The following is a 19,566-nucleotide window of genomic DNA, read 5'->3' as shown; positions in this document are numbered from 1 at the left end:
GCACATGCCTGCCGCCGAGCACCCCAGCATCTGCCACCAGGCCCCCGGTAGCCAGGAGATGGTGGTGCAGGGCGCCGGTTGTGCCAGCTGCGTGGCCAAGATCGAAACCGCCCTTAAACAGGTACCGGGGGTGAGCCAGGCGGAGATGAACTTCCCCCTGCGCACCGTCACCATTGTTGGCCACGCCTCGGCCGAGTCGCTGTTAGAGGCGGTGGCGGCGGCGGGCTACAGCGGCCAGATGGTCTCCACGGAAAACCCCAGCGATGCCCTTGCCGAGCAGGAGCAGAGCGAGGCCGTCTACTACCGCCAGCTGCTGCGCAATACCGGTATTGCCCTGGGCGTGGGGGTGCCGCTGATGATCTACGGCCTGGCCGGCGGCGCCATGACCGTGCACACCGGCGGCGAGCGCCTCGCCTGGCTGGCGGTGGGGCTGCTGACCCTGGCCGTGATGCTCTTCTCCGGGCGCCACTTTTATGTGGGCGCCTGGCAGTCGCTCACCCACCACAGCGCCAATATGGATACCCTGATTGCCCTCGGTACCGGTACCGCCTGGGCCTACTCCATGGTGGTGGTACTGGCGCCGGCGGCGCTGCCAGATATGGCCCGGCACGTCTACTTTGAGGCCACCACCATGATCATCGGCCTTATCAACCTGGGCCTGGCACTGGAGGTGAAAGCCCGCGGCCGCACCTCCATGGCCATTAAACGGTTGTTGGGGCTACAGGCCAAAACCGCGCGCGTGGTGCGCGGCAAAGAGGAGCTGGATATCGCCATCGAGCGGGTGGTGCTGGGCGACGTGGTACGCGTGCGCCCGGGTGAGAAAATTCCGGTAGATGGCGAAGTGGTGGAGGGCACCACCGCCGTTGATGAGTCGATGCTCACCGGCGAACCGATGCCGGTGATGAAGGCGCCGGGCAGTGAGGTGGTGGCCGGTACCCTCAACAAAAACGGCACCCTGCTGTTAAAGGCCACCCGGGTGGGTAAAGACACCGCCCTGGCGCAGATTATCGGCATGGTAAAACGGGCGCAGAACTCCAAGCCCCCCATCGGCCGCCTGGCGGATGTGATTGCCGGGGTATTTGTGCCCTCTATTATGATTATCGCGGTAGTGGCGGCGCTGGCCTGGCTTAACTTCGGCCCAGAGCCGGCCCTGGCTTTCGCCATGGTCTCTGCCACCACGGTGCTGATTATCGCCTGCCCCTGTGCTTTGGGCCTGGCCACGCCCATGTCGGTAATGGTGGGGGTGGGCAAGGCCGCCGAAGCGGGGGTACTGATTCGCAACGGCGAGGCGCTGCAGAGCGCCGCTAAAATCACCGCCATGGTGCTCGATAAAACCGGCACCATCACCGAGGGCAAACCGCTGGTCACCGATGTGGTGGTGGCCGGCCACTGGCCGCGCGAGCAGGTGTTGCAACTGGCGGCAACGCTCGAGTCTGGCTCCGAGCACCCACTGGCGCTGGCCATTGTTGAATCGGCCCACGCCGAGGGGCTGGAACCCCGCCAGTTGAGCGACTTTCAGGCACTAACTGGGCGCGGGGTGCAGGCCCAGGTGGATGGCCAGCCGCTGCTGTTTGGCAACGAGGCGCTAATGCACGAACAGGGCGTAGAGCTGGGTAACTGGCAGCAGCAGGCCCAGGCCCTGGCGGCCGAGGCCAAAACCCCCATGTACTTGGCAGTGGCCGGCCAGCTGGCCGCCATCATCGCCGTCGCCGACCCCATCAAAGCCGACTCCGTCGCCGCCATTCACCGCCTGCAGGAACAGGGCATACGGGTGGTGATGCTCACCGGCGACAACCGCGCCACCGCCCAGGCGGTGGCCGCCAAGGTGGGCATTAGTGAATTCTTTGCCGAGGTGCTGCCCGCCCAGAAAAACGCCAAGGTGGCCGAACTGCAAGCCGCCGGCGAAACAGTCGGTATGACCGGCGACGGCATCAACGATGCCCCGGCCTTGGCGCTGGCCAATGTCGGCTTTGCCATCGGCACCGGTACCGATGTCGCCATAGAAAGTGCCGACGTCATCTTAATGCGCGGCTCCCTGCACGGCTTGGCCGATGCCATCGCCGTGAGTAAAGCCACCCTGGGCAATATCAAACAGAATTTGTGGGGCGCCTTTATCTACAACGCCGCCGGCGTCCCCATCGCCGCCGGCCTGCTCTACCCGCTGTTTGGCATTTTGTTAAGCCCGGTGATCGCCGGTGGTGCCATGGCACTGTCGTCGCTGACGGTGGTCAGCAACGCTAATCGCTTGCGCCTGTTTAAAGCCCGGGCCGGCATTGAGGAGCGTGCATCATGATCTGGATAAACATTGCCGGGTTGTTGTTAATCGCCCTGATTATCTGGTGGTTCTGGCTCTATAAACCCAAAGCCGTATCACTCTCGGCGGCGGAGACGGTAATCGTGGTGGATAACGGCAACTACACCCCGGCGCGCATACAACTGCCCGCCGGCAAACCGGTACGGCTGCGCTTTCTACGCAAAGACCCATCCCCCTGTGCCGAGCTGGTATTAATCCCCAAATTAAATATCAGCGAAAGCCTGCCGGTGGACCACGCCAAAAGCATCAACCTGCCAGCACTCGCCCCCGGCGACTACCCCTTCCACTGCCAGATGCAGATGTACCGTGGGGAGATTGTGGTGGAGTAGTGCTATTAATTAGCTGTTTAAAATGAAACCCGGCTTCGGCCGGGTTTTTTATTACTGCTATTAAAGTAAAGAGCAGAAAGAGGGGGAACACTAATGGGCGTGAATGAAAATACCAGGTGGCCGTAGAGAGAAGAATGTTTGTTCAAGGTGGAGGGTGGTTAAGTAAAGGATAAATGAGCAGTTATGTAATATTTGTGTAGTTTAGAGGTTTGATAATAATAGTTCTAATAAAAACAATAGGTTATGTCTATCTGGGTGTGATTATTTAGTGTTTTTTAAGAGTGTTCTGTTCAATTAGGCGACATATATATCCGTACAGTATATGGCCTTTGGCGTATTTTTCGTTTTTAATTCCTATATTCATTAGGACTAAGATCTCCAATATGCCAGATACCTATGTTGCCCATGTCAAACAAACCGCTACTGGCGATTGGGCTAATCCTCATGAGCTCTCGGATCATCTCCTCAGTACTGCGGCCTTAGCTCATGATATGGCGCTAGATATTGGTTCGCAGTGGGCTGAGCTAGCGGGGCGATGGCACGATTTGGGCAAATACCGGAAAAAATTTCAGGACTATATTCGTCTGCAGTCCGGTTACGAGAAAGAGAATGCGCACATAGAGAACGGCACTAGGGCACCCCATTCGACTGCAGGCGCTATTCACGCCATCAACACCTTACCGACCGGCCTTGGGCATATCCTCGCCTACCTTATTGCTGGTCATCACGCTGGGTTGCCTGATTTCTTTAACGGTAAGGGAAGCCTGCAATATCGCCTAGTAGAGGGGCAGTCAGAGTACCAACAGGCTCTAGAGGCAAACATCCCGGAAACTATTCTCACTGGCGATATTGGACTTCCGCCGGACTGCGCCCGGCACCCCGAACATATTGCCACCTGGATGAGGATGTTGTTTTCCTGTTTAGTGGATGCGGATTTTCTGGATACTGAGCGTTATATGCAACCAGAAAAAACCTCTGAGCGAGCTCAGAGCTTATCGTTAGAGACGCTTTCACAGCGCTTTGAAGAGAAGATGACTAGCCTGCGAAGCGCAAGCGAGGCGAGTGACCTGAATAAAATTCGTAACGAAATTTATCGGTCCTGCCTTGATGCCGCCCGTTGGCAACCTGGGTTATTCAGCTTAACGGTTCCCACTGGTGGTGGTAAAACGCTCTCCAGCCTCGCCTTTGCCCTCGAGCATGCAAAGCTGTTTAATAAGCGACGAATTATTTATGCCATCCCCTTCACCAGCATTATTGAACAAAATTCTGAAGTGTTTCGTTGCTTTTTGGGTGATGACGCCGTCCTCGAACATCACAGTAATTTAGAGGTGAGCCTTGAAAAAGAAAATCTACGCAATAGATTGGCGACAGAAAACTGGGATGCACCGTTAATTGTTACCACCAATGTACAGTTATTTGAATCGCTACATGCGTATCGTACTAGCCGCTGCCGAAAACTACATAATTTAATTAACAGCGTCATTATTCTGGATGAAGCCCAGCAACTGCCAAGAGACTTTCACGCCCCGATAACAAAAATTATGCAGCAAATGGCCGATCACTATGGGGTGACTTGGGTGTTATGTACGGCAACCCAACCCGTATTGACCGAACAAAAAGATACTTTTGGCCGGCACCTGTTAAAAGGACTGAATAATGTTCGGGAAATCATTAAAAGTCCTATGCAACTGGCTCTCCAACTTAAACGGGTTGATGTTCATCTTCCTGATGCCGCCCCGTCAGGAAAAACTAGCTGGGAGCAACTAAGTCATAACTTGATGGAGCACGATAGTGTATTGGCCATCGTTAATACCCGTAACCAAGCGCGACAACTGACAGAACTTATAGCTGATCAACAGAATTGCCTACATCTGTCCGCAAATATGTGCGCAGAACATCGCTCTGAGGTGATTAAGGAAATTAAGAAGAGATTAAATGACCGGCGAGAGGGGAGTCATTGTCCGCTTCGAGTTGTCAGCACGCAATTGATCGAAGCCGGTGTCGACGTCGATTTTCCGGTAGTTTATCGAGCCATGGCTGGTTTGGACTCTATTGCTCAGTCCGCCGGGCGTTGCAACCGTGAAGGGCGGTTACCAGGTTTGGGGCAGGTCTATGTGTTTCAGCCAGAAACGCCTGCGCCACCAGGGTTTTTACGTCAAGGTGAAGATGTAACCTTGGAGCTATTGGCGAGCGGTAGATTGAGTGATCCTCTATCTACCCACAGCTTTAAACTCTATTTCGAGTTATTTAACAGTAAGGGGGAGCGCGATAAGCATGGAATTACCGAATTACTCACCGCAAAACAGAGCCAAGACATTCCGCTGGCGATTCAATTTCGTGAAGCGGCAGAAAAATTTCGTTTGATCGACAACGCTGGAGAGGCGGTAGTCGTACCATTTATACCCTTTGGCGAGTCTGCCAGCCCAGTAGAAGCTTGGTTGGCAATGCTTGAGCGTGATCCCTCCCAAAAATGGATCTACAGAAAGCTGCAGCGCTACACAATCACGCTCTCTGAATTTCAAATAGCAAAGTACCGAGACAGTGGCTGTATAGATCAGCGTGCAGGCCTGAATGTATTGCTAGACTGCTTTTATCATCAACGCTGGGGGGCTCAGTGCCCGGATCTTCCGCTGCCGGCGGGAGAGTGCGTTTTTTAAGGAGGAAACTATGGGGTTTGTTCTAGAGGTTACTGGCGACTTCGCCTGCTTCACCCGCCCCGAAATGAAGGTTGAGCGCGTAAGTTATGACGTAATTACGCCGTCGGCGGCACGGGCTGTCTTTGAGTCCATACTCTGGAAGCCCGCTATTGCGTGGCGGATCCACAAAATAGAGGTCCTCAAACCCATTCGATGGGTGAATATTCGCCGTAATGAAGTTGGTGCTGTGTTACCAGTGACCAATATCACCAGAGCAATGGCGGGAGGTGCGGCACCGGCGTTATATGTTGAAGATAACCGCCAGCAACGTGCTGGGCTCTTCTTACGCGATGTGGCCTATCGTCTCCACGGTAGTTTTGAACTAACGGCCAAAGCTGGGTCCACCGATAACGCAGCGAAATTTGCCGATATGTTCTCCCGGCGAGCACGCAAGGGGCAGTGTTTCAATCAACCCTACCTTGGAACCCGTGAATTCAGTTGTGAGTTTCGACTGATTGAAGAGATTGAGAACGAGCCTTCCCCAATTTCTGAAAGTCGGCCTTTAGGTTGGATGCTTTACGACCTGGATTTTTCTGGTCCGAAAAACCCGCAACCTCTGTTTTTTAACGCAGAATTAAACAGTGGCGTCATTCACGTACCAGACCGTGGTAGCGAGGAGGTTAGGGGATGATTCTACAAGCTTTAAATGATTACTATGATCGAAAAAAGGCAGATTTACCGCAGTTTGGTTTCGAAGAAAAATCCATTCCTTTCATAATCGTAATTGATGAGGAAGGAAAATTTGTCAATCTAGAAGCCAATAGTGAGTTGGAGAATGGCAAACCCGTTGTTCGGTCTTTGCGGGTGCCCAGAGCTACCGGTCGCAGTGGTTCAAAATCGTATCAAGTCGCCTACTGTCTTTGGGACCACTATGGTTATGTATTAGGGCAGCCTAAGTTGGCGAAACCAGATGCCGTACCTGGGGAAAAGGAAGTTGCGGATGCGGTTAAACAACACCAGAGTTTTGTGCGCGAAGTTACACGAATTGCAGAGGCGTTACCGGATGACGTTGGTGTACAAGCAGTTAAAGCCTTCTTAGATTCTCCTCTAGAAATAGAACGACTGAAGATGCATGACAACTGGGCAGAGTGCCTAAAAGTTGCGGGCTGTAATTTGAGTTTTCGGTTGGCTGGAATTACAAACCTAGTCTGTCAATCCGAACAAGTCATTGAGTGGGTTAGAGCACAGCCTTTACCCGAAGGTGATGTACAAGAGGGCTTTTGTTTAATCACTGGGCAAAAATCTGAAATTGTTAGGCTGCACGATATGGTGGCCGGTGTTAATCAAAAACCAGCACCACTTGCGGCAATTAACGATAAGGCATACGAGTCGTTCAACAAGGATAAGGGTTTTAACTTTCCTGCAAGTGCCCAGGCAGTATTCAAATACGCTACTGCACTAAATCATCTATTGCGAAAATCTGCTCCGAATAAATTTCGAATTGGCGAAACTTCCTACGTATGTTGGGCGGAGAAGCCCCATCGGCTGGAAACGGACACACCTCTATTTTTATCATTTGGTGATGATGATCCAGATGGCATCGCCACAGCGGTGAAGGCGCTATTTAATACTATTCATACTGGAGCGTATCAAGATGACAATGGCAAGAACCGCTTCTTTGTGCTGGGTTTAGCTCCCAATTCTGCCCGAATTGTTGTGCGCTATTGGAAGGTTGGCAACATTGCTGAACTTGCGGAAAATTTTGCGCGTTGGTTCGCTGACCTTGAGTTGATTGGGCTAGAGCACTATGGCTACCCAACTCTGAAAAAATTACTGCGCGCTACAGCGCTGCAGTTTAAAGATGACAACGTGCCTCCCAACTTGCCGGGCGAAGTCGTAAGAGCGATTTTGTCTGGCGGGCGTCTGCCTGAAACTTTAATTCAATCGGTTTTACGGCGTATTCGAGCGGAACAGGGTAGTGTTAGTTTTACTCGGGCGAGTCTAATAAAAGCGTATTTAAACCGCAAATACCGTATGGCTGCGGAAAATCAGAAGGAGTTAACAGTGGTAATAAATAAGCAGGATACCCGTACAGGCTATTGCTTGGGGCGACTTTTTGCGGTGTTGGAAAAGCTGCAACAGGATGCCCAACCTGGAATCAACGCAACCATCAGAGATCGTTACTACAGCAGCGCCAGTACTACACCCAAAGCAGTATTTGGAACCCTAATGAGGCTTTCGACTCACCATTTAAAAAAATTGGACAAACCAGAGTGGCGAGGTGCCGCTGAAAGGCGTATCCGAGAAGTGATGGAGTTGATCTCTGAGTTTCCTGCCCATTTGAATTTAGAACACCAAGGGCTGTTTGCCATTGGTTACTATCACCAAAAACAAGATTTTTTCACTAAGAAAGTGGATCAAGAACAAGGAGAGAACCCATGAGTTTGGTTAATCGTTACGACTTTGTCTTTTTATTCGACGTTAAAGATGGCAACCCCAATGGTGACCCTGATGCCGGTAATTTGCCGCGGGTGGATGCAGAAACGGGTATGGGGTTGGTAACCGATGTTTGCTTAAAAAGAAAAGTTAGAAATTTCGTGCAATTAACACAAGCGGAAAACCCCAGCAGGAAAATCTTTGTGCGTGAGAAAGCTATACTTAACCAAATGATTGATGAATCTCATGAACAAGAAGAGGTGAAGACCAAAGAGAAAGGCGACAAAACCGAAGCGGCCAAACGTTGGATGTGTGAAAATTACTACGATATTCGTACCTTTGGGGCAGTGATGAGTACGGGCAAAAATGCGGGGCAAGTACGTGGGCCTATACAGCTAACCTTTTCCCGCTCAATCGACCCAATTGTCGCATCTGAACACAGTATTACCCGTATGGCAGTCACCACTGAGAAGGAAGCGGAAGCGCAAAGCGGTGACAATCGCACTATGGGCCGCAAGTTTACTGTTCCCTATGGGCTTTACCGCTGTCATGGTTTTATCTCTGCCAATCTAGCGGATCAAACCGGGTTTGATGACGATGATCTACAACTATTTTGGCAAGCTTTGCAACAAATGTTTGACCACGACCGCTCAGCCAGCAGGGGCGAAATGAACCCAAGAGCTTTGTTGGTTTTTAAACACAGTGACAAGCTGGGCAATGCTCCCGCCGGTGATTTGTTTAAATCGATAGACGTCAAGCTTAGAGATTCAGTAGAAGTTCCTCGAAGCCCGGACGATTACACCTTGGAAATAGGGTCCCAGGAAAAATGGCCCCAAGTAGAATTATTTTCTATGCTTAACTACTGGGCGCCATAGCCGATAGTCGGGAGGCTGGGAGTCGTGCCACAATGCGTGGCACACCCCTCAATCCCATGCCAAAATAGATAAAGCTGCACAACAAGGCCAAACACATGTCACTGCAAGAACTGCGCAACCACCGTCAGGAAAACAAGGCTCTGGTCAACCAGTTTGGTGGCCGTAGAATTCGTGTGTTTGGCTCTGTGGCCCGTGGGGAAGATCGGCCCGATAGCGATGTCGATTTCTTGGTTGACTTCCCGCAGGGGTACGATTTGTTTGCCCAGCGGTTGCCACTCACTGAAAAGCTTGCTGAGCTGTTGCAGCGTGAATTGGAGCTGATACCCGAGCATGAGCTCAACCGCCATATTCGTGAGCATGTATTGCGAGAGGCGGTGGAGCTTTGAGTAAAAGTTGGCAACCATATGCGCTGCATATTCTCGACGCGATAGATAAGATTCGCCGTATTGAAGCACGTGGTGACTTAACGACTGATGAAGTGCTTTACGATGCTACTCTGCGCAATTTACAAACCCTATCCGAGGCAACGCAGCGCTTGCCGGATGATAAAAAGCAGCAGTTTGTAGAGATTCCTTGGCAACAATCGCGGGCTTTCGAAATATCCTCGTGCCCAACTACTTGGGCACAATTGACCCTTTAACAATTCTCGCGGTGGTGCAAAACAACCTGCAACCCTTGGCTGATTCTATTCAGCAAATGCTAGCAGAGGACAAAGGCTAAGAATTTAGTTGATGGCTAACGTTCAGGGAGTAGTGCTCAAATGGATGATAACCCCCAACCGCTGTTTATCTCCGCGCTGCAGCATATCGCTTATTGCCCGCGCCAGTTCGCTCTAATTCATGTGGAGCAAGCCTGGGAGGAAAACCGTTTTACTGCCGAGGGTAAGATTCTACATGAGCGGGTCGATTCCGGCTTGGCAGAACAGCGGCGGGGCACGCGTTATGAGCGCGGTGTGATGTTGCGTTCCGAGCAATATCAAATTCAAGGCAAAATGGATTTATTGGAGATTGAAATCGCTAACCCGCCCATTTACTACCCTGTGGAATACAAACGCGGTAAACCCAAAGTTGAAGATTGGGATCGTATTCAACTCTGTGCTCAAGTGCTCTGTTTGGAAGAGATGCGCAATTGCACTATTACCGAGGGCGCCCTATGGTATTGGGAAACTCGGCGACGGGAGGAGGTTGCCATTACAACGGAACTGCGGGCCACTACCGTTGAGTACATTAGAATGGCTCATGATATTTTGCACAGCGGTAAAACCCCCGGTCCTACCACCAATCTTCAGCGCTGTCGTGCTTGTTCTCTGGTTGATCTTTGTGAACCAAAAGCCTTTCGTAAAGATCACTCCAGCCTCTACATAGATGAGATGTTTAAGCCGTGAAAAAAATGCTCAACGCTTTGTACATTACTCGCCAAGAGAGTTACTTGCATAAAGAGCGAGAAACCATCGTTATTAAAAACGGTGACGAAAAATTGGGGCAATTTCCAGCGATAAACATTGGTAGCATCACGTGTTTTGGCCAGGTTTCTGTCTCGCCTTTTTTGATGGGTTATTGTGCGGAGCAGGGAATCGGCCTAAGTTTTTATACCGAATATGGCCGATTTCTTGCGAGAGTTCAGGGGCGGCAAGCGGGCAACGTGCTGCTGCGCCGAGTTCAATATCGCTGGGCCGATAAGGAAGATAAGTCCGTAGCAATTGCACGCCTAATAGTAGCGGCGAAAATTGCCAACTCGCGCTCTGTAGTTTTGCGCGAGCTTCGCAATCATGGTGAGAACGTAGGGCTAAGCAAAGCTTCCGATAAACTGGCAACTAATTTGCGCCGAGTTAAGAACGCACAAACAGTTGCCGAGGCAATGGGGATGGAGGGTGACGCCGCTGCCAGCTATTTTTCTGTATTTAATGAATTGATTCGTGAACCGCATTTTAACTTTAGCGGCCGTATTCGCCGCCCGCCCACAGATCCAGTGAATGCTTTGCTTTCATTTGTCTATTCGTTAATTACTCAAGAGTGTATATCAGCACTTCAGGGCGTTGGCCTCGATCCTTATGTTGGTTTTCTCCATCAAGACCGTCCAGGTCGAGCGAGCTTAGCGCTAGACTTGCTAGAAGAATTTCGGGCGCCTTGGGCCGACCGGTTTGTATTAACTTTAATCAATCGCCGGCAGGTACAATTGAAAGATTTTAAACAGGAAGCAAGCGGGGCTTATCGTTTGAAAGATGATGCGAGGAAAACGTTTCTAGTAGCCTATCAAGAACGCAAACAAACCGAAATTATGCACCCATATTTACAGGAGCAAATTCCTATAGGTTTGTTACCCCACAGCCAAGCAATGTTACTCGCTAGGCACATCCGTGGTGACACCGAGTTTTATACCCCTTATTTATTGAAGTGAATCTATGTTGGTATTAATAACCTATGATGTGAGTGTGGTTACAGCTGGCGGGAGAAGGCGGCTGCGTAATATAGCAAAAACCTGTTTGGACTATGGTGTGCGCGTGCAAAATTCAGTATTTGAATGTGAGGTGGAGCCCGCCCAATTTACCCTGCTAAAAAATAAGCTAATGGAAATTTACGATGACCAAGAAGATAGTTTACGATTTTATTTTCTGGGTAAGCGCGGCCGACAACGAGTCGAGCATGTAGGTGCTAAGCCCATAGATGATCCACTACGTGACCCTCTTATTTTGTAATCCGCTAATGTCCGGTTCACATTGAAATGCCGGGTAGTTAGCGGGGCTGTAAGTGATTGATATATAAAATATTTTTTCTATTCCCTTCGCTAGTTTATCTAGGGTAATAAGTCTTTCCCCATCGGTTAGCGGAAGAAAACGACTTTCTTCTTGTTTTTTAACAACTTAGAATACACCGGTCGCGCTCATCACGAGCGCGTGGATTGAAACCATTAATTCAACAGTGTTTGGTGACTCTATTGCGTCGCGCTCATCACGAGCGCGTGGATTGAAACAAATCGTTTTATTGGGGCAACACACAATATCTTAAGTCGCGCTCATCACGAGCGCGTGGATTGAAACTAGCTTGATTGGCGCCGCCGCTGCTGAATTTTCGTCGCGCTCATCACGAGCGCGTGGATTGAAACACACATCTTCGTTTACTGTTCCGGCTGCTGAATAGTCGCGCTCATCACGAGCGCGTGGATTGAAACAACTTGCCCCTTGTGCTGCTCGATCATACCTGCAGGTCGCGCTCATCACGAGCGCGTGGATTGAAACCTGGCTTCTGGTTTTAATCTGGTGCGTTTCATAGGTCGCGCTCATCACGAGCGCGTGGATTGAAACTAAATCATCCATGATATTCGCGGCGCCAGCGGCAGTCGCGCTCATCACGAGCGCGTGGATTGAAACCAGTAATGCTGAAACCAATGAAGTTGGTGGTCGGGGTCGCGCTCATCACGAGCGCGTGGATTGAAACATGCCATGTAAACACCTTGCCTGATTAACTCAAGGTCGCGCTCATCACGAGCGCGTGGATTGAAACATGATTCACAAAGGCTGGACCATAACCCTTGGCAGTCGCGCTCATCACGAGCGCGTGGATTGAAACTGGGAGACGATCGGGATTATATACCCGACCGCCCAGTCGCGCTCATCACGAGCGCGTGGATTGAAACTGAATAGGGTGACGCTATGAACTGGGGCGACGTAGGTCGCGCTCATCACGAGCGCGTGGATTGAAACGAGAATCTTACGATAGATTCGACGGGCACCTCCGTCGCGCTCATCACGAGCGCGTGGATTGAAACTTGATAACAACGTGCAAGGGTCCATTCCACCAGTGTCGCGCTCATCACGAGCGCGTGGATTGAAACACTGCGAAATTTTGTGAGCTCGATGTTCGCCATGCGTCGCGCTCATCACGAGCGCGTGGATTGAAACATAGTAGGCAAAAATCGAAGCTGCTGAGTAGTGCGTCGCGCTCATCACGAGCGCGTGGATTGAAACCTTTCCACGCCGGCCTGGGTATATCTGGGAGTTCGTCGCGCTCATCACGAGCGCGTGGATTGAAACTGATCCACCAGACCTGGTATAAACCCGCTGAAAGTCGCGCTCATCACGAGCGCGTGGATTGAAACTCTTTTTTTTGGCTGTTACCAAGTGCAAACTTGGGTCGCGCTCATCACGAGCGCGTGGATTGAAACATCTTATTTGCGCACAAATATTGCCGCCATTACCAGGGCGAGAAAGTCGCGCTCATCACGAGCGCGTGGATTGAAACAATAGATACCGTTTGCAGAGACATATTCTAAACAGTCGCGCTCATCACGAGCGCGTGGATTGAAACTCTTTTATGGCTCTGACCATGTTTGCCTGGCCGCGTCGCGCTCATCACGAGCGCGTGGATTGAAACACTAAACGCCAGGGTGTAATCGTAAAACCCACCCGTCGCGCTCATCACGAGCGCGTGGATTGAAACTTTGTCATTGTGCCTACAGGAACTGTGGTAAACAGTCGCGCTCATCACGAGCGCGTGGATTGAAACTAATTTAACACTAATTGAATCATCACTAGCAGAAAGTCGCGCTCATCACGAGCGCGTGGATTGAAACCACTGTCATGCCAGTTTGAACATCCACTTTTTCCGTCGCGCTCATCACGAGCGCGTGGATTGAAACCACCATTTGAGATTTAATGTGCTGGGGGGTTTGGTCGCGCTCATCACGAGCGCGTGGATTGAAACTCATTATTCAGTACTCCAAAAAAATTGTTTTGTGTCGCGCTCATCACGAGCGCGTGGATTGAAACCGATCGCGAGCAGGAGTTCGACTTCTACGAATTGGTCGCGCTCATCACGAGCGCGTGGATTGAAACATAAGCGATTGATGGCCTGGTCCAGTCATAAAATGTCGCGCTCATCACGAGCGCGTGGATTGAAACAATTTGTTTGTAAGTTACGTTATTCGCCATGGTCGTCGCGCTCATCACGAGCGCGTGGATTGAAACCTCCACTACGACTGCCAGCTTACCGACTAGCGAGGTCGCGCTCATCACGAGCGCGTGGATTGAAACTCGAATAGCAGCCGCGTTACGGGCCTTACGGTCGGTCGCGCTCATCACGAGCGCGTGGATTGAAACCCTTTGCTTTTAAGTCGCTCACCAGCTGCCTAACGTCGCGCTCATCACGAGCGCGTGGATTGAAACGAAATGGTAAGCAGCAAAGGTTACCGGGTATCCAGTCGCGCTCATCACGAGCGCGTGGATTGAAACTGGAATATTGCGGCGTTGTTGGTTTTTCGCATTTGTCGCGCTCATCACGAGCGCGTGGATTGAAACGTCTCGTTCTTCAGTGTCGATGTAACCTAGGAATTGTCGCGCTCATCACGAGCGCGTGGATTGAAACCTAATCCTCATAATTACGAGCATTCTAGACAAGTGTCGCGCTCATCACGAGCGCGTGGATTGAAACCATGTTGGTGTCGGCAATAGTTTTTCCACCCGTGTCGCGCTCATCACGAGCGCGTGGATTGAAACCCACTTGTACGAAAACGTCAACGATGATATAACGGTCGCGCTCATCACGAGCGCGTGGATTGAAACAATTCTCTGACAACACCTTCTAATGCGAAATCCGTCGCGCTCATCACGAGCGCGTGGATTGAAACTCTAGATGCTGCTTACCTGGGCGACGATCCGTTTGTCGCGCTCATCACGAGCGCGTGGATTGAAACCGTCGGCGGCAAAATAATTGAAGGAGAAAAGGAGGTCGCGCTCATCACGAGCGCGTGGATTGAAACAGGCTATGCAAATTTGGTTCGCGGCGCTGCAACCGTCGCGCTCATCACGAGCGCGTGGATTGAAACACTCATTGTATATCCCTCAAGTGCATAGTATCGAGTCGCGCTCATCACGAGCGCGTGGATTGAAACTGTTTAACGCCAATACAGATAGGATAGATGATGGTCGCGCTCATCACGAGCGCGTGGATTGAAACTCAATCCATGCAGAATTTTCAAACGGCTCAAAGTGTCGCGCTCATCACGAGCGCGTGGATTGAAACGATTACTTACACAACAGCGCCGACCAGCGGAACAGTCGCGCTCATCACGAGCGCGTGGATTGAAACCATGCGGCGGTGGGGCCTTAATCCCGATGACCCAGTCGCGCTCATCACGAGCGCGTGGATTGAAACTGGAGTGGCCGGAGTCGGTGTTTCGCGTATCACCGTCGCGCTCATCACGAGCGCGTGGATTGAAACCCGATCGATAACCGCTCAGATAGATCCGTTATCTGTCGCGCTCATCACGAGCGCGTGGATTGAAACGCATATCGGCAGCTGATCTCAACCAATGCGGTGCGTCGCGCTCATCACGAGCGCGTGGATTGAAACATATTGCCGGCGTTGTAAGCGCCCCGGTAGCAGTGTCGCGCTCATCACGAGCGCGTGGATTGAAACATCTTTAGTGATCTTAAAGACACTACGCGCCTCAGTCGCGCTCATCACGAGCGCGTGGATTGAAACTTGCCATGGCTCCAACAATGGCAGAGGTGCTTAAGTCGCGCTCATCACGAGCGCGTGGATTGAAACTGACAAGCTTTGCCTCGTCCAGTGTCGGCGCTTGGTCGCGCTCATCACGAGCGCGTGGATTGAAACTAACCAACCGCCTTAGTTCTAAAATCCCATCTAGGTCGCGCTCATCACGAGCGCGTGGATTGAAACATCTAATGAAAGATGAGCGCTCTATCAAGGCTTTGTCGCGCTCATCACGAGCGCGTGGATTGAAACTGTTTAGGTATAGATCATAAACCCAATTAGCCCCGTCGCGCTCATCACGAGCGCGTGGATTGAAACCAGGGTCTTTGATAGACCCAAGCGCTATTTTCTGTCGCGCTCATCACGAGCGCGTGGATTGAAACGACACCATGGATGGTGAGACTTTGCGTATCGCTGAGTCGCGCTCATCACGAGCGCGTGGATTGAAACATGCCATGTACACACCTTGCCTAACTAAATCAAGGTCGCGCTCATCACGAGCGCGTGGATTGAAACAGGCTAGGAACTGGGCAGAAAAAGTTGTCGAACTGTCGCGCTCATCACGAGCGCGTGGATTGAAACCACTGTCATGCCAGTTTGAACATCCACTTTTTCCGTCGCGCTCATCACGAGCGCGTGGATTGAAACCGGATCCGTAGCGCGGAAGCCGTAGAGATTCAGGGTCGCGCTCATCACGAGCGCGTGGATTGAAACTCGATACGTCGCTGGCGTAGTCCTGCCTGCCGAAGTCGCGCTCATCACGAGCGCGTGGATTGAAACCAGCGCTCAAATCAACGCTTAGCCAGTCATTTTCGTCGCGCTCATCACGAGCGCGTGGATTGAAACACACCACTTCACTGGACTTCACACCAAATAATTTGTCGCGCTCATCACGAGCGCGTGGATTGAAACATCGGCAGATGCGAGTAACGCATACCACGGGAGGCGTCGCGCTCATCACGAGCGCGTGGATTGAAACGGGTAATTTCCGGGCCGGCTTTACGCAAAGCCAAGGTCGCGCTCATCACGAGCGCGTGGATTGAAACCGATTACGCCCACTGTGCGCGACGCAGTGGCCAGGTCGCGCTCATCACGAGCGCGTGGATTGAAACGTTAGACTGTAGAGATTTACCCACCCCCCCGGCCGTCGCGCTCATCACGAGCGCGTGGATTGAAACAGGTAGTTATCGTGTGCAAGTGAGGGTAGGCGGCGTCGCGCTCATCACGAGCGCGTGGATTGAAACCTTGCATGCCTACCCAACTATTCGATGGATTATGTCGCGCTCATCACGAGCGCGTGGATTGAAACTCGCTTGGGGGTGAAAAACGGTTAATAATATCTGGTCGCGCTCATCACGAGCGCGTGGATTGAAACACTGTAAAAGAACCAAAATTTGCCCTTGGCAAATGTCGCGCTCATCACGAGCGCGTGGATTGAAACCAGTCCGGCCAGGCACATCCTGAAGATGCCAAAGTCGCGCTCATCACGAGCGCGTGGATTGAAACTCTAAATCTCGGTTGTCGTACAGATTGGTGAAGGGTCGCGCTCATCACGAGCGCGTGGATTGAAACAGTATAAGTACAAAGTTAGTCCGATGACCGAAGGTCGCGCTCATCACGAGCGCGTGGATTGAAACAAATCCAACAGAGGGCTTTAACCCTATCTCTTTAGTCGCGCTCATCACGAGCGCGTGGATTGAAACACACCAGGGTTGGCATAAGCACTGGCCTGCGTGTGTCGCGCTCATCACGAGCGCGTGGATTGAAACAGGTAGTACCTGTTGCCATCAATGATCAGCTGTGTCGCGCTCATCACGAGCGCGTGGATTGAAACATCGATCCGCACGCCCAGGTAGGCGTTATCTCCGGTCGCGCTCATCACGAGCGCGTGGATTGAAACATAAGTGGAATAGGTCAGAGGTAAATGATTTAATGTCGCGCTCATCACGAGCGCGTGGATTGAAACCACGTCACGCCGCACCCCCCTGGACGACCTGGAAGGTCGCGCTCATCACGAGCGCGTGGATTGAAACATTGCCTCCTGAAACTTGGCCTCGTCATATCCTAGTCGCGCTCATCACGAGCGCGTGGATTGAAACCGAACCCGACGTTATTTTGGATGAGTATACCGGTGTCGCGCTCATCACGAGCGCGTGGATTGAAACAGTAGATTTGATCGAGTTAGGGACCCGGTTTGGCCGTCGCGCTCATCACGAGCGCGTGGATTGAAACCAAGCAGCCATGGTATCCCGGTCTCGCCCATAATGTCGCGCTCATCACGAGCGCGTGGATTGAAACATTGCAAACGCTGCAGTTGACTCCATGCTCGCGGTCGTCGCGCTCATCACGAGCGCGTGGATTGAAACCCACGGAATCGCCCAGCGTTACGACGAAAATAAGTCGCGCTCATCACGAGCGCGTGGATTGAAACCGAATGGAACAACTATTCCGGCGTGGTCTCAAAGTCGCGCTCATCACGAGCGCGTGGATTGAAACGATTTATGAAACTCCACAACACTAATTAATGTACGTCGCGCTCATCACGAGCGCGTGGATTGAAACCTGCGGAAAACTAACCATTGGGTTTGCGATATCGGTCGCGCTCATCACGAGCGCGTGGATTGAAACGTAACTACTTCAACTACAGAAAGGGGCTCTATACTGTCGCGCTCATCACGAGCGCGTGGATTGAAACCAGCTCAACATCGTTGGTAGTAACCGTGCCGGCGCGTCGAAGTTAATAAGACACCCGAAGTTAATAAGACACCCATGTTAGGCCCTGAACCTGATTGCCATAGGAGCTCTTCCTTGCTAAATTCGGGCTCGAAGCCCTTTATGCCCTAGGGGTGCCTCGACTGATCGAGTTAAATTATCGGGTCGGAGCCCCGCCCATGCTTGCTAACGATCTCTAAGATCTGTGCATAATCGGGCAAGGATTCCGATAATTAGTTATCGCTAATTATTGGCCGCGCTTTAAAGGAATAGAAATTGATGGGTGAGCTTGGTCATACAATGCCGTCAACTTGGACGCATTATTCATTCGCTTCGCCCACTACAAACGCGTCGGTTTCGGCCGGTGTTAATCAGCCCAAAATTAGAATCCATCAAGAATGAAAAATAAGTTTCTCTGTATCGCGTTGTTACTGTTGTTTTCCGATTTATGTAACGCTTCCGGATTGAATGTCACCTATGCCCCTTATGCAAAAGTGAACGGGGATAAAGATGAGGGAGGGTTATTTCCAGACAATTATGATGAATACAACCTGGATAGAGGTGTCGCGGCATCGGTTGAGTTAAATCTTGGTGAAGGCAACCATTGGTATGTTGAATATACCGTAACAGATGTTGATGAGTCCGAAGTGAAATTCCCGGAAGATCAATACTCATCCTTGGTAGTAGGCCTTAGACAAGAAGATCAGCATCAAATAAATAATACGCTTTCATCCTACGTTGGTATGTCGCTAGGTGTAGGCGCTGCAAGATTTAACCTGCAAAGTGAAAAATATCGTGCATTGGGTGAGATGAAAGTAGACGCTGGTGTAATAATTAACCAGTCAGTTGTGGTAGGGCCTGGGATAAAGTTCCAAATAGTAGGTTACCCAACTGAAACGATGGCCAAGGCTACGTTTGTCTATTTTAGGGTGGGCTACAAATTCTAATGCATGACAAAGCCAAGCCAATCGCAATGGCGAAGCAAACTACAGCCTGGTCTTCTTTCGTTGTTCTCCAGTCTGCCTGTGTTGGCGGTGTTAGGTGGCGTATTTTGCTCAGACTAATGTGCATGTTTCTGGTGCCGGCTGTGGCGACTATGCTTTTATCGAGCTGCGCTCGTCAAATCGCTATAGAGTCAAGTAGATTTTTAACAACAGATGAGATTTATGAAGACGATGTTGTGGTGCGCCCATATCCTGGGCTGCCTTATAAAAAGGCGCTTGGTCCGTTTCTTTCTGTAAGGTTTAGTTCCAACTCTGATTTGGAAGGTATGGCAAAAAAGTACACTCATCACCTTTACTTTCAAGTAGTACCATGTTCCCAAAACAAGCTTGGCTACGAACTGCTCTCTGGAGCTGTTTATAAATCATCTAGAATCTATGTCGCGTATATACCGATAAATACGGAATTAATGCTCCAAAATGTAAATGGCTACGGTGCATTAGATGCACAAAGCTATCTTCGAAAAGCTAGAGAAGAAGGCATCTGTTTTCATGTAGGCGGCGGTCAAATGTGGTTCGGTTCTTTGCGCTCAAATAATTTAAACTTACCTCTTTATCTTACCGAAGAAAATGAGCTTAAAAGTGAGTTTCACTGAAGTAACAGGTTGAAGTTAATAAGGCATCCACATAAAAATACATTAAACGAACCAAGCACATCGCAGTCCCAAGCAGAAAATTGCTGAACATTTCTCTACACAAGAGAAATGTTGGATGTTCTTTATCAGCATAATTGCAAAATTCGAAGATGTAATTGCCTAATATTGGATCGAAG

General features: G+C 50.9%; 12 protein-coding genes, 1 pseudogene and 1 CRISPR repeat array. All 13 genes and pseudogenes read left to right on the top strand.

The features are described from left to right. Positions 1-4 precede the first annotated feature (4 nt). The 13 genes and pseudogenes from SBL51_RS09790 (at position 5) to SBL51_RS09730 (ending at position 19,390) form a co-directional block, all read left to right on the top strand. Complete coding sequence (locus SBL51_RS09790; RefSeq protein WP_317931146.1) at positions 5-2,293, top strand: heavy metal translocating P-type ATPase; 2,289 nt, start codon at positions 5-7, stop codon at positions 2,291-2,293. Next, positions 2,290-2,643, top strand: a complete 354-nt coding sequence (locus SBL51_RS09785) for a cupredoxin domain-containing protein (protein WP_317930741.1) — start codon at positions 2,290-2,292, stop codon at positions 2,641-2,643. Before SBL51_RS09790 ends, SBL51_RS09785 begins: the two co-directional genes overlap by 4 nt. A gap of 383 nt (positions 2,644-3,026) precedes the next feature. Beyond that, complete coding sequence (cas3, locus tag SBL51_RS09780) at positions 3,027-5,300, top strand: CRISPR-associated helicase Cas3' (RefSeq protein WP_317930740.1); 2,274 nt, start codon at positions 3,027-3,029, stop codon at positions 5,298-5,300. Positions 5,301-5,310: 10 nt separating this feature from the next. Next, a complete protein-coding gene (gene cas5c / locus SBL51_RS09775) occupies positions 5,311-5,970 on the top strand; it encodes a type I-C CRISPR-associated protein Cas5c (protein WP_317930739.1) in 660 nt (219 codons plus the stop codon). Next, positions 5,967-7,721, top strand: a complete 1,755-nt coding sequence (gene cas8c, locus SBL51_RS09770) for a type I-C CRISPR-associated protein Cas8c/Csd1 (RefSeq protein WP_317930738.1) — start codon at positions 5,967-5,969, stop codon at positions 7,719-7,721. The genes cas5c and cas8c overlap by 4 nt, the downstream gene beginning before the upstream one ends. After that, entirely contained in the window at positions 7,718-8,590 is an 873-nt protein-coding gene (gene cas7c / locus SBL51_RS09765) for a type I-C CRISPR-associated protein Cas7/Csd2 (RefSeq protein WP_317930737.1), read from the top strand. Before cas8c ends, cas7c begins: the two co-directional genes overlap by 4 nt. A 95-nt stretch (positions 8,591-8,685) precedes the next feature. Continuing rightward, positions 8,686-8,976, top strand: a complete 291-nt coding sequence (locus tag SBL51_RS09760; protein ID WP_317930736.1) for a nucleotidyltransferase family protein — start codon at positions 8,686-8,688, stop codon at positions 8,974-8,976. Then, a pseudogene (locus tag SBL51_RS09755) lies at positions 8,973-9,310 on the top strand (DUF86 domain-containing protein). The gene SBL51_RS09760 and the pseudogene SBL51_RS09755 overlap by 4 nt, the downstream one beginning before the upstream one ends. Positions 9,311-9,350: 40 nt before the next feature. Further along, positions 9,351-9,974 carry a CRISPR-associated protein Cas4 gene (gene cas4, locus SBL51_RS09750; protein WP_317930734.1) on the top strand — a complete coding sequence of 208 codons (624 nt, stop codon included), beginning with the start codon at positions 9,351-9,353 and terminating at the stop codon, positions 9,972-9,974. 5 nt (positions 9,975-9,979) lie between these two features. After that, on the top strand, positions 9,980-10,987 hold the full coding sequence (cas1c, locus tag SBL51_RS09745; RefSeq protein ID WP_317931145.1) for a type I-C CRISPR-associated endonuclease Cas1c: 1,008 nt from the start codon (positions 9,980-9,982) through the stop codon (positions 10,985-10,987). 4 nt (positions 10,988-10,991) lie between these two features. Further along, a complete protein-coding gene (gene cas2, locus SBL51_RS09740) occupies positions 10,992-11,285 on the top strand; it encodes a CRISPR-associated endonuclease Cas2 (protein ID WP_317930733.1) in 294 nt (97 codons plus the stop codon). 178 nt (positions 11,286-11,463) lie between these two features. Further along, positions 11,464-17,776: direct repeats of the CRISPR family, unit length 32 nt; unit sequence GTCGCGCTCATCACGAGCGCGTGGATTGAAAC. 415 nt (positions 17,777-18,191) lie between these two features. Next, positions 18,192-18,740, top strand: a complete 549-nt coding sequence (locus SBL51_RS09735; protein WP_317930731.1) for a hypothetical protein — start codon at positions 18,192-18,194, stop codon at positions 18,738-18,740. Then, the gene (locus SBL51_RS09730; protein WP_317930730.1) at positions 18,740-19,390 is read left to right on the top strand and encodes a hypothetical protein; all 651 of its coding nucleotides are present in this window, start codon (positions 18,740-18,742) and stop codon (positions 19,388-19,390) included. The genes SBL51_RS09735 and SBL51_RS09730 overlap by 1 nt, the downstream gene beginning before the upstream one ends. Positions 19,391-19,566 lie beyond the last annotated feature (176 nt).

The sequence above is a fragment of the Halioxenophilus sp. WMMB6 genome (assembly GCF_033283405.1).
GTDB lineage: Bacteria > Pseudomonadota > Gammaproteobacteria > Pseudomonadales > Cellvibrionaceae > Halioxenophilus.
The sequence above is the reverse complement of the archived record's forward strand: the minus strand, read 5'-3'. Positions and strand labels throughout refer to the sequence as shown.

Coding starts and splice junctions, on each gene's coding strand:
- SBL51_RS09790 (WP_317931146.1), top strand. CDS start 5: ATGCCTGCCGCCGAGCACCCCAGCATCTGCCACCAGGCCCCCGGTAGC.
- cas8c (WP_317930738.1), top strand. CDS start 5,967: ATGATTCTACAAGCTTTAAATGATTACTATGATCGAAAAAAGGCAGAT.
- SBL51_RS09760 (WP_317930736.1), top strand. CDS start 8,686: ATGTCACTGCAAGAACTGCGCAACCACCGTCAGGAAAACAAGGCTCTG.
- cas1c (WP_317931145.1), top strand. CDS start 9,980: ATGCTCAACGCTTTGTACATTACTCGCCAAGAGAGTTACTTGCATAAA.
- SBL51_RS09730 (WP_317930730.1), top strand. CDS start 18,740: ATGCATGACAAAGCCAAGCCAATCGCAATGGCGAAGCAAACTACAGCC.
- cas2 (WP_317930733.1), top strand. CDS start 10,992: ATGTTGGTATTAATAACCTATGATGTGAGTGTGGTTACAGCTGGCGGG.
- cas4 (WP_317930734.1), top strand. CDS start 9,351: ATGGATGATAACCCCCAACCGCTGTTTATCTCCGCGCTGCAGCATATC.
- cas3 (WP_317930740.1), top strand. CDS start 3,027: ATGCCAGATACCTATGTTGCCCATGTCAAACAAACCGCTACTGGCGAT.
- SBL51_RS09785 (WP_317930741.1), top strand. CDS start 2,290: ATGATCTGGATAAACATTGCCGGGTTGTTGTTAATCGCCCTGATTATC.
- SBL51_RS09735 (WP_317930731.1), top strand. CDS start 18,192: ATGAAAAATAAGTTTCTCTGTATCGCGTTGTTACTGTTGTTTTCCGAT.
- cas5c (WP_317930739.1), top strand. CDS start 5,311: ATGGGGTTTGTTCTAGAGGTTACTGGCGACTTCGCCTGCTTCACCCGC.
- cas7c (WP_317930737.1), top strand. CDS start 7,718: ATGAGTTTGGTTAATCGTTACGACTTTGTCTTTTTATTCGACGTTAAA.